At 62.0% G+C, this 14,823-nt stretch carries 10 protein-coding genes; all 10 read right to left on the reverse strand.

Features of this window, described 5'->3' with window-relative positions:
* Positions 1 to 345: 345 nt before the first annotated feature.
* A complete protein-coding gene (locus D6Z43_RS09605; RefSeq protein WP_120651722.1) occupies positions 346 to 2,721 on the reverse strand; it encodes an RND family transporter in 2,376 nt (791 codons plus the stop codon).
* Between the two features lie 18 nt (positions 2,722 to 2,739).
* On the reverse strand, positions 2,740 to 3,828 hold the full coding sequence (locus tag D6Z43_RS09610; RefSeq protein WP_371924364.1) for a WD40/YVTN/BNR-like repeat-containing protein: 1,089 nt from the start codon (positions 3,826 to 3,828) through the stop codon (positions 2,740 to 2,742).
* 361 nt (positions 3,829 to 4,189) lie between these two features.
* A complete protein-coding gene (locus D6Z43_RS09615; protein ID WP_120651723.1) occupies positions 4,190 to 5,557 on the reverse strand; it encodes a DUF1329 domain-containing protein in 1,368 nt (455 codons plus the stop codon).
* A 63-nt stretch (positions 5,558 to 5,620) separates the two neighbouring features.
* Positions 5,621 to 7,657, reverse strand: coding sequence for a DUF1302 domain-containing protein (locus tag D6Z43_RS09620; RefSeq protein ID WP_120651724.1), 2,037 nt, complete (start codon positions 7,655 to 7,657; stop codon positions 5,621 to 5,623).
* 520 nt (positions 7,658 to 8,177) lie between these two features.
* Positions 8,178 to 10,835: an aminopeptidase N gene (gene pepN / locus D6Z43_RS09625; protein ID WP_120651725.1), complete on the reverse strand. Its 2,658-nt coding sequence runs from the start codon at positions 10,833 to 10,835 to the stop codon at positions 8,178 to 8,180.
* A gap of 105 nt (positions 10,836 to 10,940) precedes the next feature.
* Positions 10,941 to 11,771 (reverse strand): DUF2797 domain-containing protein, encoded by an 831-nt coding sequence (locus D6Z43_RS09630; RefSeq protein WP_178083602.1) that lies wholly within the window; start codon positions 11,769 to 11,771, stop codon positions 10,941 to 10,943.
* Complete coding sequence (locus D6Z43_RS09635) at positions 11,771 to 12,031, reverse strand: YeaC family protein (RefSeq protein WP_120651726.1); 261 nt, start codon at positions 12,029 to 12,031, stop codon at positions 11,771 to 11,773. The genes D6Z43_RS09630 and D6Z43_RS09635 overlap by 1 nt, the downstream gene beginning before the upstream one ends.
* A 36-nt stretch (positions 12,032 to 12,067) precedes the next feature.
* Positions 12,068 to 12,934, reverse strand: a complete 867-nt coding sequence (locus D6Z43_RS09640; RefSeq protein ID WP_120651727.1) for a rhomboid family intramembrane serine protease — start codon at positions 12,932 to 12,934, stop codon at positions 12,068 to 12,070.
* The gene (locus D6Z43_RS09645) at positions 12,921 to 13,904 is read right to left on the reverse strand and encodes a metallophosphoesterase (protein ID WP_120651728.1); all 984 of its coding nucleotides are present in this window, start codon (positions 13,902 to 13,904) and stop codon (positions 12,921 to 12,923) included. The genes D6Z43_RS09640 and D6Z43_RS09645 overlap by 14 nt, the downstream gene beginning before the upstream one ends.
* A complete protein-coding gene (locus tag D6Z43_RS09650) occupies positions 13,904 to 14,791 on the reverse strand; it encodes an NAD(+) kinase (protein ID WP_044875010.1) in 888 nt (295 codons plus the stop codon). Before D6Z43_RS09650 ends, D6Z43_RS09645 begins: the two co-directional genes overlap by 1 nt.
* Positions 14,792 to 14,823 lie beyond the last annotated feature (32 nt).

Here is a 14,823-nt window from a genome sequence, read left to right on the forward strand (position 1 = left end):
CGTTCCGTAGGTTGGTACGAGCCCGCGAGGCCCAACGTGGGGACTCGACCGCGATCGTTGGGCTTCGCCGCGCTCTGCCGCAACCTACGGATTGCCTAGACCCCCTCTGCAGCCTCGAACTTCCCTTGTAGGGGCGAACTCACTCGCCACCCAGGTAGGGTGCGCCGCGTGCACCAGCGATCAGACCGGCGCGAGAGCTGAATCCGCAATCGGTGCGCATGGTGCACCCTACGACGGCAGCTCTGCGCATACCCTGTGCGAGCGCACTCATTCGCCGACTCGTTACGTTCGAAAGCCCATAAAAAACCGCGGCCAGGGCCGCGGTTTTTTATTCAACGATCAGGCTCAGTGGGCCAGCAGCGAACCACCGACCTTGCCCGCCAGCTTCTCGGGCTTGATCAGGAAGCGCGCCAGGGCCGGCAGCAGCCACAGGGCACCGAACATGTTCCAGAGGAGCATGAAGGTGAGCATCAGACCCATGTCAGCCTGGAACTTGATGGCCGAGAAGATCCAGGTGGCGACACCGATGGCCAGGCAAAGGCCCGTGAAGAGCACGGCCTTGCCGGTGGACTTCAGGGTCTCGTAGTAGGCCTCCTGCAGCGGCAGGCCAGCACGCAGGAAGCTTTCCAGGCGGCTGTAGATATAGATGCCGTAGTCGACGCCGATACCCACGCCCAGCGCGATCACCGGCAGGGTTGCCACTTTCACGCCAATACCCAGCCAGGCCATCAACGCGTTGCCCAGCACCGAGGTGAGGATCAGCGGCAGTACGATGCACAGGGTGGCAGCGATGGAGCGGAAGGTGATCAGGCACATCACGGCAACGCAGATGTACACCAGGATCAGGATGGTCAGTTCGGCCTGGGCGATCACCTCGTTGGTGGCTGCTTCGATACCGGCGTTACCGGCGGCGAGGAGGAACTGCAGACCATCCTTGTTGTGATCCTTGGCGAACTCTTCCACGGTCTTCACGGCACGGGAGAGCGTCTCGGCCTTGTGGTCGTTGAGGAACACCAGTACCGGGGCCAGCGAGCAATCGGAGTTGTACAGGCCTTCGGCGCGGCTGATGGAGTTGTTCAGCACGTCCTGGTTGCGGGAAAGGGTTTCCCACTTCAGGTTGCCTTCGTTCATCCCTTTGATCACCTGCTTGGAGACGGTGACCATGGAGATGGCGGACTGCACGCCCGGAGTGTTCTCCATCTTCCACATCAACTCGTCCACCGGCGCCAGGGTTTCATGGGTGGAGCAGCCTTCCGGGCCGGTCTTGACCATGACTACCAGTACGTCAGAGCTGGTGGAGTAGTTGTTGATGATGAAGTTGTTGTCCTGGTTGTAGCGCGAATCCGGACGCAGCTCCGGCGCACCCTGGTCGAGGTCGCCGATCTTCAGGTTCTGGCCGTACCACAGGCCGCCGCCGAAGGCGATCAAAGCGATGACCACGGAAATCGGAGCCACCACCGGATGGGCGAAGTTGGACAGCAGGCGCCAGAACGGATGGTCGCGCACCGCGTCCTTCTTGCTGCGCTCGATGGCCTTCTTGCTGATGCCGACGTAGGAGATCGCAACCGGCAACAGGATCAGGTTAGTGAAGACGATCACCGCAACACCGATGGAAGCGCCGATGGCCAACTCGCGGATCACGCCGATGTCGATGATCAGCAGGGTGATGAAGCCCACTGCGTCAGCGAGGATGGCGATCATGCCCGGCAGGAACAGCTGGCGGAACGTGCGCCGCGCGGCGGTCAGGGCGTTGTCGGCGTCACTGGATTGCAGGGCGATACCGTTGATCTTCTGCACGCCGTGGGAAATACCGATGGCGAAGATCAGGAAGGGCACAAGCATCGAGTACGGGTCGAGACCAAAGCCCACGGTGTGCATCAGACCCAGCTGCCAGATCACCGCCACCAGCGTGGTGGAAAGTACGGCGATGGTGCTGCGGATACACCAGGTGAACCAGTAGAGCAGCACCAGGGTGATGAAGAAGGCGATGCCGAAGAACATCACCACCATGATCAGGCCGTCGATCAGGTCACCCACCTTCTTGGCGAAGCCCACTACGTGGACCTTCACATTGGGGTTCTGGGCCTGGTACTTGTCACGGATCTTTTCTTCCAGCTCATGGGAGAACTGGCGGTAGTCGAGCTTCATCAGCTTGCCCTGGTCGTTCGGGTCCGGATAGGACTCGAGCAGCGGCACATCGACGATGCTGGACTTGAAGTTGTTGGCCACCAGACGGCCAATCTGGCCGGACTTGAGCACGTTGTTTCGCAGCTCTTCCAGGCTGGCCGGCGAGCCGTCGTAGGTCTGCGGAATGACTTCGCCACCGGCGAAGCCTTCTTCGGTCACTTCGGTCCAGCGAACGCTCGGACTCCACAGGGACTTCAGACCGGAACGGTCCACGCCGGAGATGTAGAAGACCTCGTCATGGATCTGACGCAGGGTTTCCATGTACTCCTTGGTGAAGATGTCGCCGTCGACCGCTTCCACCGAGATACGCACGGTGTTACCCAGGTTGGCCAGGTCATTGCGGTGTTCCAGCATCTTCTGGATGTACGGATGATGCAGCGGGATCATCTTCTCGAAGCTGGTGGAGGGCCGTACGTGCATGGCCTGCCAGAAGAGGAAGATGCTGACCAGCAGGCAGATGATGATCACCGCCGGCCGGTTGTTGAAGATCAGGCGCTCCAGAAAGGTCGCCTTGTCCTGGTGATGGGTACTCATCGAAATTCTCCGCCTTTCTTATAGTTGGCCCAGCTCGGCGCCGGTCGGCGACGCTACGCGTACACCGCCCTGTCCCACCAGGATCAGGTTGCCTTTCTCGTCGGCGATGACACTGGCCAGCGACATGCGATCGCTGCGGTTCACCACGGCGAAGCTGCGGCCATTGTCGGTGCTCTTCAGCACGCTGCCGCCATGACCGACCACCACCAGGCTACCGTCAGGCAGCAGTGCGCCACCGGACAGACCGAACTCCAGTTCGCCGTTGCCGGCTTTCAGCGGCACGGTTTCCCAGGTGCTGCCGAAGTCCGCAGAACGGAACAGGTGGCCACGCAGGCCGTAGGCGATCACCACGCCCGGCTCGGAAGTGCCGAGTGCACCGAATAGCGAGCCCTCGTACGGGCCTTCGAGGCGTTCCCAGGTCTCACCCCAGTCGGCGGAGCGGAACATGCTGCCCGCCTCCCCTACCACGAACAGGCCGGAGTCTTTCACCGCGGTGATGGCGTTGAGGTGGTACTGGTCTTCGTTATCGAGGCGGTCGCTGACGTCTTCCCAGTTCTTGCCGCCGTCACGGGTGGTCAGCAGGGCGCCATAGGAGCCCACTGCAAAGCCGGTGCTGGCGTCCTTGAACCAGACATCCAGCAGAGGCGCTTCGCGTTGCAGGTCTTCGAACTGAAGGGTCCAGGTTGCGCCACCGTCCACACTGGCGAGGATCTGCGCGTCGTGGCCAACGGCCCAGCCTTGCTTGTCGTCGACGAAATAGACAGCGGTAAGCATCTGGCGGGTAGGCACCTTGGCCTGGGTCCAGGACTTGCCGTTGTCGTCGGAATAGAGAATGTGGCCGCGGTCGCCAACGGCAACCAGGCGCTTGCCGGCATGGGCGACGTCGAGCAGCAGGCTGCTCACGGCTTTGGGCGATTCGATGGAGAGGACCGGCGCATCAGCGGCCAGCGCGGATGCGGTGATGGGCGCAGCGGCTACAGCAAGGACGGAGAGCACACTGAACAGCGAGAGCGCTTTGGCCAGCGGCGAATGAAAGCGGAACGTCGGCTTGTGGAGATTTTCCACTGCAAGGCCTGACGGGGTGCGCCGCATGACGGGCTCACTCATACACCTTTCCCCTTTTTGTTATAGGTGGATGCTGCCCAGGGCAGGCAGCGCACTAATCCTAGCCAGCTTTGGAAAGCCTGCACAATCGGCGGGACGTTATGTTTTGTTAAGCGCAGGTGCCGCTGTGTAACCGAGGCGCGAACTGCTCTGGCGCGGCGATCATTGACGGAACATCGAATCGACGCAGCGCTGACAGAACCGTCCGTTTGCAATTGGTTGGCAATGCCCAGGCGGACACCTCCCGGCGACCTGCGCCTGAGGCAATGGGCAATTCTGATGCAGGCTTATCGCCTGCAAAATCGCCGACGAGAATGAAAAAGGCCGCTACAAGTAGCGGCCTTCTTCCTGGAGCTCTAAGCGATCAACGAGTACCACGGCGACGCAGGGCGGATGGCTTGAAGTAGCCATCGTCCGGAGTGGCCTGGGTGAAGTCGATGGTGGTCGGCTCTTCGTTGTCCAGGTTCTGCACGTGGTAACGACGGGCCTGCAGGTCGTGGAACACGTCGAGTGCGGACCAGGTGGTCGGCAGATCGTAGTAGTTCTTCAGGTAGGCAACCGATACGCGCCACAGCTCGCCACGGCCGTCGTACTGGTCAACCACCGCGGCTTGCCAGCTGTCCTCGTCGAGGAACAGGGTGCGCTTGGAGTAGATGTGGCGGGCGCCCGCCTTCAGGGTGCCTTCCACGACCCACACGCGGTGCAGTTCGTTGCGGGTAAGGGCCGGATTCAGGTGGCCGGGCTGCAGCAGGTCCTTGTACTTAACCTCAGGGCTGGAAACCTTGTAGTTGTTGTACGGGATGTAGATTTCCTTCTTGCCTACCAGCTTCCAGTCGTATCGGTCCGGAGCCCCGTTGAACATGTCGGTGTCGTCGGCGGTGCGCAGGCCGTCGGCAGCAGCGATCGGGGTGTCGTAGGCAAGGTTCGGTGCGCGGCGCACGCGACGCTGGCCGGCGTTGTAGCCCCAGGCCTGACGCGGCTCCTTCACCTGGTCGAGGGTTTCGTGGACCAGCGTGGCACCACCAGCCAGGCGAGCCGGGCTCTTGGTGAAGGACAGGTAGTAGAACAGGATGTTGTTCAGGTCGGCGTAAGTACCTTGCGGGTTGTAGTACTTGAACCGGGCTTCCTGCTGCGAGGTCACCAGGGAGTAGTCGCCATTACGCTGCACGGCCACTTCCGAAGCGCGGCGCACGATGTAGGAGCCGCGATAACGGGTGATGTGGTTCCACAGGGCCTCGACGCCATTCTGCGGGATCGGGAACGGGATGCCGCCATAGGCATCGGAGAAGCCATTGCCGCCGTCCAGCAGTTTGGCGGTGGTGGCGTTCTTGACGGTGTTGTCATACACCCACTGCGGCGCAGAGCCGGAGCGGCGGGTCTGGTACACCGGCATCTGGAAGCTGTTCGGGTAGGCATTGAACAGGGCGATCTGACCGGGGGTCAGATTGGCCTTGTACTGGTCCAGGTTCGCCTTGGTGATGGTGAACAGCGGTTTGTCTTCAGGGAACGGATCCGGGTGGTGCTGACCGGACTTGTAGCCAGCCGGAGCCTGGGTAATACCACCGGTCCAGGCCGGGATGGTGCCGGCAGCGTTGCCGGCCTTCTCGGCACCGAAGGGGGTCAGGCTGGCGCCGAGTTTGGTGGCGTCCTGGGCCGAAACCGAGGCCAGGGCGCTGCTGGCGGAGAGCGCCAGGGCAACCGCGGCGCTAATCAGCGAAAGCTTTTTCAGCATGTGGGTTCTCCGTGATGAGTCTGTATCGGGCGCCCCGGGGCGCCCGTATTGTTCTTGTTGGGATTAGAACGAGTACTTGACGTTGACGCCGATGTTGTCGCGGTCGCGTACCGAGTTGTTCTGGCCGCCGCCGTAGAACTCGGTGTACTGGAGTTCGGCTTCCAGGCTGTTCAGGTAGGTTGCCTTGACGCCCAGGGTGTAAGCCTTGCGACCTTCGATGAAGCTGCCGGTCTGGTAGGAGTTGCCCTCGAAGTCGTCCTTGTAGACGACGTACGGGGAGATGTTCACGCCGGCGTAGACGTCGTTCCAGGTACCGGATACCAGCAGGGTGTAGCCGTAGGCGTTCTTGTTGACCTGATCGTCACGCTCGCCGCCGGAGACGTAGGAGTTGTTGCCACGGCCGGAGTAGTAGCGCTTCTGGCCGTTGAACGCGGTGTACTGCAGGTCGCTGCCGCGCAGATGCTCGGAAGCCAGCTCCGCCACGCCGATCAGGGAGTCGAAGGACAACGACGGGCCGAAGTTGTAGATGGTGCCCAGGGAGGTGTTGAAGGCCTCTACGCGCTCGGAGTTGTGAATCGAATCACCCAGCTGCACGTCCTGGCCGCCGATGTTGACGGTACGTCCGGAAGCCAGTTGCGGCGCCTGGAGCAGCAGATCACCCAGCAGGTCGTTGGTGGTGGCGATACCAATCGGCAGGTTCGGGCGGTAGGCCAACTCACCGAAGACCGAAGCGTCGCCTACGGTGGTGTTGAAGCTGAAGCCGTACATGCGGATGTCTTCGGCGTATTCACGCTGTGCTTGCACGGCGTTCGCCACATCCATGGTCGCCAGGCCGCCGGCTGCGGTAGTAGCGGCGGTAGTCAGCGCGTTGGAGTAAGCACGCGCCAGGGCCGGGTTGAGGGCCGGGTTGGCCAGCACTGCGCGCAATTGAGCGACCGAGATACCCGCCTGGGCTGCAACTGCCTGCTGAACCTGCGGAGCGATCGCGGTAGAAGCAGCGCCAGCGATCTGGGCAAGGTTCAGGCCCGCGTAATCACCCAGGTTGGCCGCGATGGTCGGCTCTTTGGCGTGATAGTTGACAAAGTAGAAGCCGAACTCGGTGGAGTTCAGTTCTTCAGCGATATAGCGGAGAGCCACGCCGAATTGACCGTCGTTCTTGGCGTTGATGTCCGGGCCGATCGAGGCCACCTTGATCACGCCATTGGCGTCCACGTTACGGCCGCCTTGAAGACCACCGATACCCGCAGCGCTCAGGCCGCTGTAGAGGGGAGCGAGCGGTTGCAGGGCACGCTGGGTGGAGTACGCGGTATTGCCGCCATCAGCGAACAGGTCGGTCTCGGAGTAGAAGGTGCCTACCGGGTCGATGGCCGACTCTTTCCAGTTCCACTGGTAGAAGGTTTCCATCGACAGGTTTTCAGTCAGGCCGACGTTGAAGCTCAGGGCCTCCACCGGCACCAGCACTTCCTTCAGTTCGGAGCCCGGCAGACGGAACTTGGCCGCGTCCACCGGGTTGGTGGTGTTCACGCCGCCGCGGTAGAAGATGCCCTCACCCCAGTTGAATACCTGCTTGCCAACACGGCCGGTGACCGGCATGTCGGCCACGTCCCAGTTGCCATAGAGGTAGGCGTCGAGAATCTGCGCGTCACGGCCGGCCTTGTGACGGGTTTCGTAAGTGAAGCTGTCGTCCTTCGGGAAGTTCTGGCTCGGCTGGACCGGGTTGTTGTTGTCCAGGTAGTCGTTGCGCTTGTCCATGATCTGGGTGTCATAGAAAGCGGTGCCACGCACGAACATGCCGTAGTTCTTGTAGGTCGCTTCCAGGTCGGAAGTGATCTTGTAGACCTCGGAGACCAGGCCGGTATCGAAGTTGCGGTTACCGTCGTTGGTGTTGATGTCGTTGTTGGTCTTGTCCTGGCCCTGTACGCGCCACAGCTGGCCGTAGGAAACAGTGGTATCCAGGGAACCGGAAATTTCGTCGTTGGCGAAGCTGAACTCCACCGCCTGGGCCTGGGCGGCTACCAGGAGCGGCAGGATACCGGCGAAGGCGAAACCTGCCTTGGCCGGTGCGAAACGCAACGTGGGCTTGCGGGACTTGAGCTCCATCGAGTCTTACTCCGTGGACTGATCACTTTGTTATTGGCAGCCCGTCATGCGGGCTTGTTTGTCCAGCCGCTTGGCGGCTTTGTTTGGCTTCGGCAGGAAATCCCCAGCGCAGAGCGCACCCCGCTTCGATTGCACCGAAACGGGGCCAAATCGTCAGCGGCGTTGCAACCATGGTGCCAATTCGCAATTGAGCGTCAGAAAAGTTCCACGAGTCTCGCGACAAATTTCAGTCAAACAAGTGACTGATCATCCACTGATCAAATTTGAATTTTCTGTCCGATCTTGTCGGACGATCTGGCTCGATTTGTCACTCAAGATCACACTTGAAGGGCATGTACGTTCATACCAAAAGCTGTCTGGTCAAGCCATTTATGGGCTTTTAAGACTGCTTGCGCATAACAGCGGCCCGATTCATTTCCTTGAGTAACAAAAAAGTGTTACCGGAGCTAACCGGTAACACTTCTTGAGGAAGAGACTTCAGAGGGATGACAGCCCGCTTTCGCAGGCTGTCAGCGGAGCGTCAGGCGAGGCTCTTGCTAACCACTTCGAAGACATCGCTGGACAGTTCGCCAGAGGCGAGGATGCGCTCCAGCTCGGCCTTCATCAGCTGCTGGCGAGCGGCGTCGTACTTGCGCCAGCGGGTGAGCGGCGCCAGCTGGCGGGAAGCGATCTGCGGGTTGAGGGCGTTCAGCGTGATCACATGGTCAGCGAGGAAACGGTAGCCGGCACCATCGGCCCGGTGGAAGTTCACCAGGTTCTGGTTGGCGAAGGCGCCGATCAGGGCACGCACCTTGTTCGGGTTCTTCAGGGTGAAGGCCGGGTGCTCCATCAACGCCTTGACCCGTTCCAGGCCACCTGGAAGACCACAGCCGGCTTGCACACTGAACCACTGGTCCATCACCAGCGGATCATCCTTGAAGTATTCGGCGAAGCGTTCGAGCGCCTCTGCCTTCTCTTTTTCGAAGCCCGAGTTGACCAGCACGGCCAGGGCCGACAGGCGCTCGGTCATGTTGTCGCAATCGCTGAACTGCTCCTGGCAGGCCTCCAGCACTTCCGCCTTGCCGCTCTGCATCAAGTAGGAAAGCGCAATGTTCTGCAGGGTGCGACGGGCGATATGCGCCGCCTCAGCCACGTAGCCGGTTTCGCGGGACAGCGCGCGATTGGCCTGGAAGCGGGCCAGCAGCGGTTGGAACAAGGCTCCGCCGATGGACTGGCGCGCGAACTCTCGAGCGGCGTGAATGGCATCCACATCAGCCACTTCGCTGATCTCGGTGAGATAGGCCTCGCTCGGGAGGGAAAGCATTTCTGCAACCATCGCCTGATCGAGCGACTCATCCTCAAGCAGGGTGCGGAAGGCAGTTATCAGGCGCGGATCCAGTACCAGCTTGTCGCCGCGCTGATGCTGGCCGATCAGCTCCTGCAGCACCTGCACCGAGAGTTGCTGGCCGGCTTCCCAACGGTTGAATCCGTCGGAGTCGTGCTGCATGAGGAACATCAACTGGTCGCGGCTGTAGGGGAAGCTGAGCTTCACCGGCGCGGAGAAGCCTCGCAGCAGCGAAGGCAGTGGGCGCTCGGGAACGTCGACGAAGGTAAAGGTCTGCTCCGCCTCGCCCAGGGCCAGCACGCGGCTGCACCCTTGGGCCGAGTCTTCTCCCTGCAGGCGCAGGGGCAGCTCGCGGCCCTGGCCGTCCAGCAGCCCCAGCTCCACGGGAATGACGAAGGGTTGCTTATCCTTCTGCCCCGGGGTGGCCGGGCAGCTCTGACGGAAGGTCAGGCTGTAGGTCTTCGTGGCGGCATCGTAGCGGTCTTCCACCTGCAGGCGCGGCGTACCGGACTGGCTATACCAGCGCTTGAACTGGGAAAGGTCGACACCGTTGGCATCTTCCATCGCCTTGACGAAATCGTCGCAGGTCACTGCCTGGCCGTCATGGCGCTCGAAGTACAAGTCGGTGCCCTTGCGGAAGCCTTCGGCCCCCAGGAGGGTATGGATCATGCGTACCACTTCCGAACCCTTCTCGTAGACGGTCAGGGTGTAGAAGTTGGAGATTTCGATGAAGGAGTCCGGGCGCACCGGGTGGGCCATCGGGCCGGCATCTTCGGCGAACTGATTGGTACGCAGGAACGCAACGTCCTCGATGCGCTTGACGGTGCGCGAGTTCATATCGGCGGAGAACTCGGCATCACGGAACACGGTGAAGCCTTCTTTCAGCGACAGCTGAAACCAGTCGCGGCAGGTCACGCGATTGCCCGACCAGTTGTGGAAGTACTCGTGGGCCACTACGGCCTCGACACGCTGGTGGGCTGCATCGGTGGCGGTTTCCGCCTTGGCCAGCACGCAGCTGGAGTTGAAGATGTTGAGCCCCTTGTTCTCCATGGCGCCCATGTTGAAGTCGTTAACCGCAACGATCATGAAGATGTCCAGATCGTATTCGCGGCCATACACCTCTTCGTCCCAGCGCATGGACTTCTTCAGGCTGTCCATGGCGTGCTGCACCTTGTCGATGTTCTCCGGCTCGACATAGATGCGCAGGGTCACGTCGCGCTTGCTCATGGTGTTGAAGACGTCTTCCACGCACCAGAGGTCGCCCGCCACCAGAGCGAACAGATAAGCCGGTTTCTTGAACGGGTCTTCCCAGGTCGACCAGTGACGACCGCCCTCCTCCGCCCCACTGGCCACCGGGTTACCGTTGGACAGCAGCACCGGATAGCGGTGCTGCTCGGCGCTCACGGTGGTGGTGAACTTGCTCATCACGTCCGGGCGGTCGAGGTAGTAGGTGATCTTGCGGAAGCCTTCGGCCTCGCACTGGGTGCAGAACATCTTGCCGGACTTGTACAGGCCTTCCAGCGCCGTATTGGTTTCCGGGTGAATGCGCACGGTGCTATCGAGGGTGAAGCTCGTTGTCACGGGCTGAAGGGTCAGATGGCTGTCATCCACCTGGTAATCGGCGGCGCCCAGCTCGCGGTCGTCCATGGAAAGCGACAGCAGCTCCAGTTGCTGGCCGTCCAGCACCAGCGGCGGCAGACCTGAGCCGGATTCGGGGTTGCGGCGCATCACCAGCTGGGCGTGAACCAGGGTGTGATCCTCGTACAGCTCGAAGGTCAGGTTGGTCTCGTCGATCAGGTAGTCGGGCGCCTGATAGTCCTTGAGGTAGATGACTTTCGGTTGCTCGGTGCGCATGGTCGTCTCTTCGCGTGCGGGGCGGCCCCGAAACCCTGGGCCGCGCATGATGAAAGGGTCAAGGTCGGAGTATGGACTATTCCCCCTCCGACCTCATGGCGGGAGCTATGCGGCGCTGATGGCCAATTGGTAGGCCGTGTACTTGCGCAGATTGATCACGCCGGTATCGAGGATCAGGTACTGGCCCTTGATGCCCCGCAGCGTACCTTCCACCACCGGCGTCTTGTCCAGATCGAAGCTGACGACCTTGGTCGGGTAGGCATCCACGGGATAGCTGATCTCGATGGGCAGGATATCCCTGACTGGCTGGATGGCCTGCAAGCCGAAGCGGTCCTGCAAGGCGCGAATACCATCGGCAAGCTGGTCGAGCAGCTCATCGCGAATAGCCGGCAAGTCCAGCGAAGGTGCCTCGCCCTTGAGCATCGCCCGCCAGTTGGTACGGTCGGCCACCTTGCTGCGCAGCAGGTCCTCGACGAAGCCCGACTGCTGGCGGGTGGCCACGCGAACGATCGGTAGCGCCTGGCTGGCGCCCTGGTCGATCCAGCGGGTCGGCACCTGACCGGCGCGGGTGATGCCCACTTTGATGCCCGAGGAGTTGGCCAGATAGACCACGTGGTCGGTCATGCAGAAGCGTTCGCCCCACTCGGGCTCACGGCAGGTGCCCTCGTCGAAGTGGCACTTTTCCGGGCTGACGATGCAGCTGTCGCACTGCGCCAGCTTGGTGAAACAGGGGTAGCAGTAGCCCTGACTGAAGCTCTTCTTCGTCTTGCGTCCACAGTGGGTGCAGTGGATGGCGCCGAGGAACTCCAGGCGCAACTGCCTGCCGATCAGGGGATTCACCGCGATATCGGCTTCGCCAAGGCGGAAGCCGTATTGCACCGGGGCCTCAAGGCGCACCGACATCTTGCTGAGTGCGCCGCGTCCTAGTTCCAGCATCAGTGAACCGAATTCGACTTGAACAGGATGTTGGGGATGGGATCGGACTTGGAGCTGCACTCCTGCGGACCCATGTAGCCGGTACGTTCTTCTTCCGGCAGGTGCTTCAGCTCCCAGGCGATTACCGCCTGAAGCGACAGTTCTTTCTGTTCCTGGGTCAGCTTGCGGCCGTCCGGCCACTTGCCGATCTCCACGGCCAGCTTGAGGCTTTCGTAGACATCCTGGGTGATGTTGCTGATCAGATGGGCAAACGACGACATGGGCCACTCACGGGGAAATGGGACAGGCTGCGCATTCTACCGGCGCAGGCGAGCCAGGGCACCACCCATCAGTCCAGTGGCGCAACCGACGACGAGGCCGCCCACATGGGCGCCGTTGGCGATGGCTCCGAACCCCAGGGCAGTGATCAATCCGGACAAGCACACCAGCAGCCAGATCAGCATCATCGCCATCACGCCTGGCGGCAGCCGGTAAGCCGGACACGGCGCCAGGCGCTGGAACACCCAGCAATGCCCCAGCAGGCCGTAGAGCACACCGGACAGCCCACCGAACAGCGACGGGCCGCTGACGAGATATTGGGTGTAGTCCGACACCAGGCTGAAGCCCAATGTCAGCACCAGCAGCACCGGACCGCCCTGGCGCGCTTCGATGCGGCGCCCCAGCTCCCAGAACCACATGCCGTTCATGGCCAGGTGCAGAATGCCGAAGTGGATCAGCATCGGCGTCACCAGCCGCCACCACTGCCCTGCCGCCAGGCCCTCATCCAGGGACGAAAAATAGATGTAATCGCCCTGGACCTCGAAGTCCTGGAAGCTCAGCCAGCGAATGACCGAGAAGTTGTCACCCAGGTTGGTGAGCGCTGCGACCACCAGGGTGACCAGTAGCACCAGGCTGGTAATGGGGCTGGCCATGATCTGGGCGACGAAGCCCGCGCGGGGGGCATCCTGCGGCGTTTCATGCTGAAGCTGGAAGTGCGGGTCGCCGTCGGGAAAGCGCGCATAGAGCCCACGCACCTGTTCCGCCAGTTGCTGGCCCGGCACCCAGAGCACCTGCTCGCCGGATTCCTCGCTGACGCGATAAGGCACATTAAGGCGCTGCAACAAGGCAATGAAACCGGAAAGATCCACGGTCAGGGGCAATCGCAAGACTTCAATCGCGCTCATTGGGAGCCTCGGGGCGTTCCACTTCGACCCAGACGAACTTGTCCGGATCCAACCGGCTTTCCTGGTCGAGCCGATAGGCCACCAGCTTGCCGTACATCACCGCGCTGTAATCCAGACAGGCAAGGTTGCCGCGAATCGGCGCCGGCCGACCGCGCCGCCAGTAGTGGCCGACGAACAGCAAGGGCTCCTGCGGACCATAACTGAGCAGGCGCGACTTGTGCGCCTTGGACAGTGGTTGGCTGGCCACCTGTTCGGGCAGCGCGTCAGGCTGGAACACCACGTCACCATAGGTTTGCGGGTCTTCAGCCCAGAACTTGGTGCGGAACACCGAGCGGGTGAAGCCGTCGCTGCCGGTCAGGGTCATGCCACCGGGCAGCGGCAGGTCGGTGCCACGCAACAGGCGGTCGAATACGCGGCTGGCGAAACTGGCGGGGTCGGCCGCAGCCTTGATGAAGGCTTCGTTGACCCGCCCGTTCGGATGCATTTCGCGCAGGGCGGCGATCAGCTCGCTGTCCCAGCACGCATGGACCATGCGGAAGTGACCGCCGTCCAGGAACAGCGGCAGTTCGTAGAACCAGCCGAGGAAGTCCCGCCAGTCCGCCGGATGGCCTTCGAATTGCTCCAGGGTTTCCTTGATCAGCCGGGTATGACGCGGCGTGTGCTCACGGACAAAATGCCGACCGCTACCGGGCGACGCGGGGGTGCTCCAGCCGAGCGCGTTGTACTCATGGTTGCCCATGATGCACAGGGCCTGCCTGGCCTCCACCATGGCGTGGACGATGTGCAACGCTTCGCGGATGCGTGGGCCGCGATCGATGATATCGCCGAGAAACAATGCCATTCGCTTCGGGTGCTGCCAGACATCGCCATGCTTGCGATAGCCCAGGCGGTCAAGCAGACGCTCCAGGGTGTGGGCGCAACCATGGACGTCACCGATCAGATCGTAGCCACGGCCGGGATCGAGGCTCATCAGTCGCCTCCACCTAGTCGGCTGCCCCAGCCCAGCTTGGTCCGGCAGACCTCGTAGTAGTTGTGGTCCAGCGGGTGGATCAGGCGCAGTTTCTGCGGCTTCTTGGCGACGGTAATGGTGTCGCCGGGCGCGCAGGTGAAGTGGTTCTGGCCGTCGCAGGACACCAGCGGGTAGATCTGCAGGTTGGGCGAGACCACGATTTTAAGCTCGCTGGTGCTGTCCACCACGATGGGCCGGCTGGACAGGGTGTGCGGGTACATGGGCACCACGACTATGGCATCGAGTTTGGGATGCATGATCGGGCCGCCCGCGGATAGCGCATAGGCGGTGGAGCCGGTGGGCGTGGCGATGATCAGGCCGTCGGCCTTCTGGCTGCAGACGAACTGGCCGTCGATGTGAAGTTCGAACTCGATCATCCGCGTCGACTTGCCGGGGTGCAGCACGACATCGTTCAGCGCGTCGCCCTGGCCAATGGCCTCGCCGTGGCGGCGTACCTCGGCCTCAAGCAGGAAGCGCGTCTCGACGCTGTAGCGGCCGTCCAGCACCTCGGCCACCTTCACCTCGAGCTCGTCAGGGCGTATGTCGGTCAGGAAGCCCAGGCTGCCACGGTTGATCCCCAGTACCGGCACGTTGTGGCGCGCGAGGGCCCGTGCGGCGCCGAGCATGCTGCCGTCTCCGCCGACGACGATCACCAGGTCGCAGACCTCACCAAGGATTTTTCGTGAAGACGTCTGCAGGCCGTGGCCCGGCAGCACTTCGGCGATGGTGTCTTCGAGGATGACGTGGAGATGGCGGTCCAGCAGGAATTTTTTCAGCCGGCGAATGGTGTCGAGCACATGGGAACTGCCCAGGCGACCGATGATGCCGATATTGCGGAATTGCTCCATGGGGCTCCAGGGCGGCATTGGCGGGTGAGGAA

Origin of the sequence: Pseudomonas sp. DY-1, assembly GCF_003626975.1 — a bacterium.
In the GTDB taxonomy this organism is placed as follows: domain Bacteria; phylum Pseudomonadota; class Gammaproteobacteria; order Pseudomonadales; family Pseudomonadaceae; genus Metapseudomonas.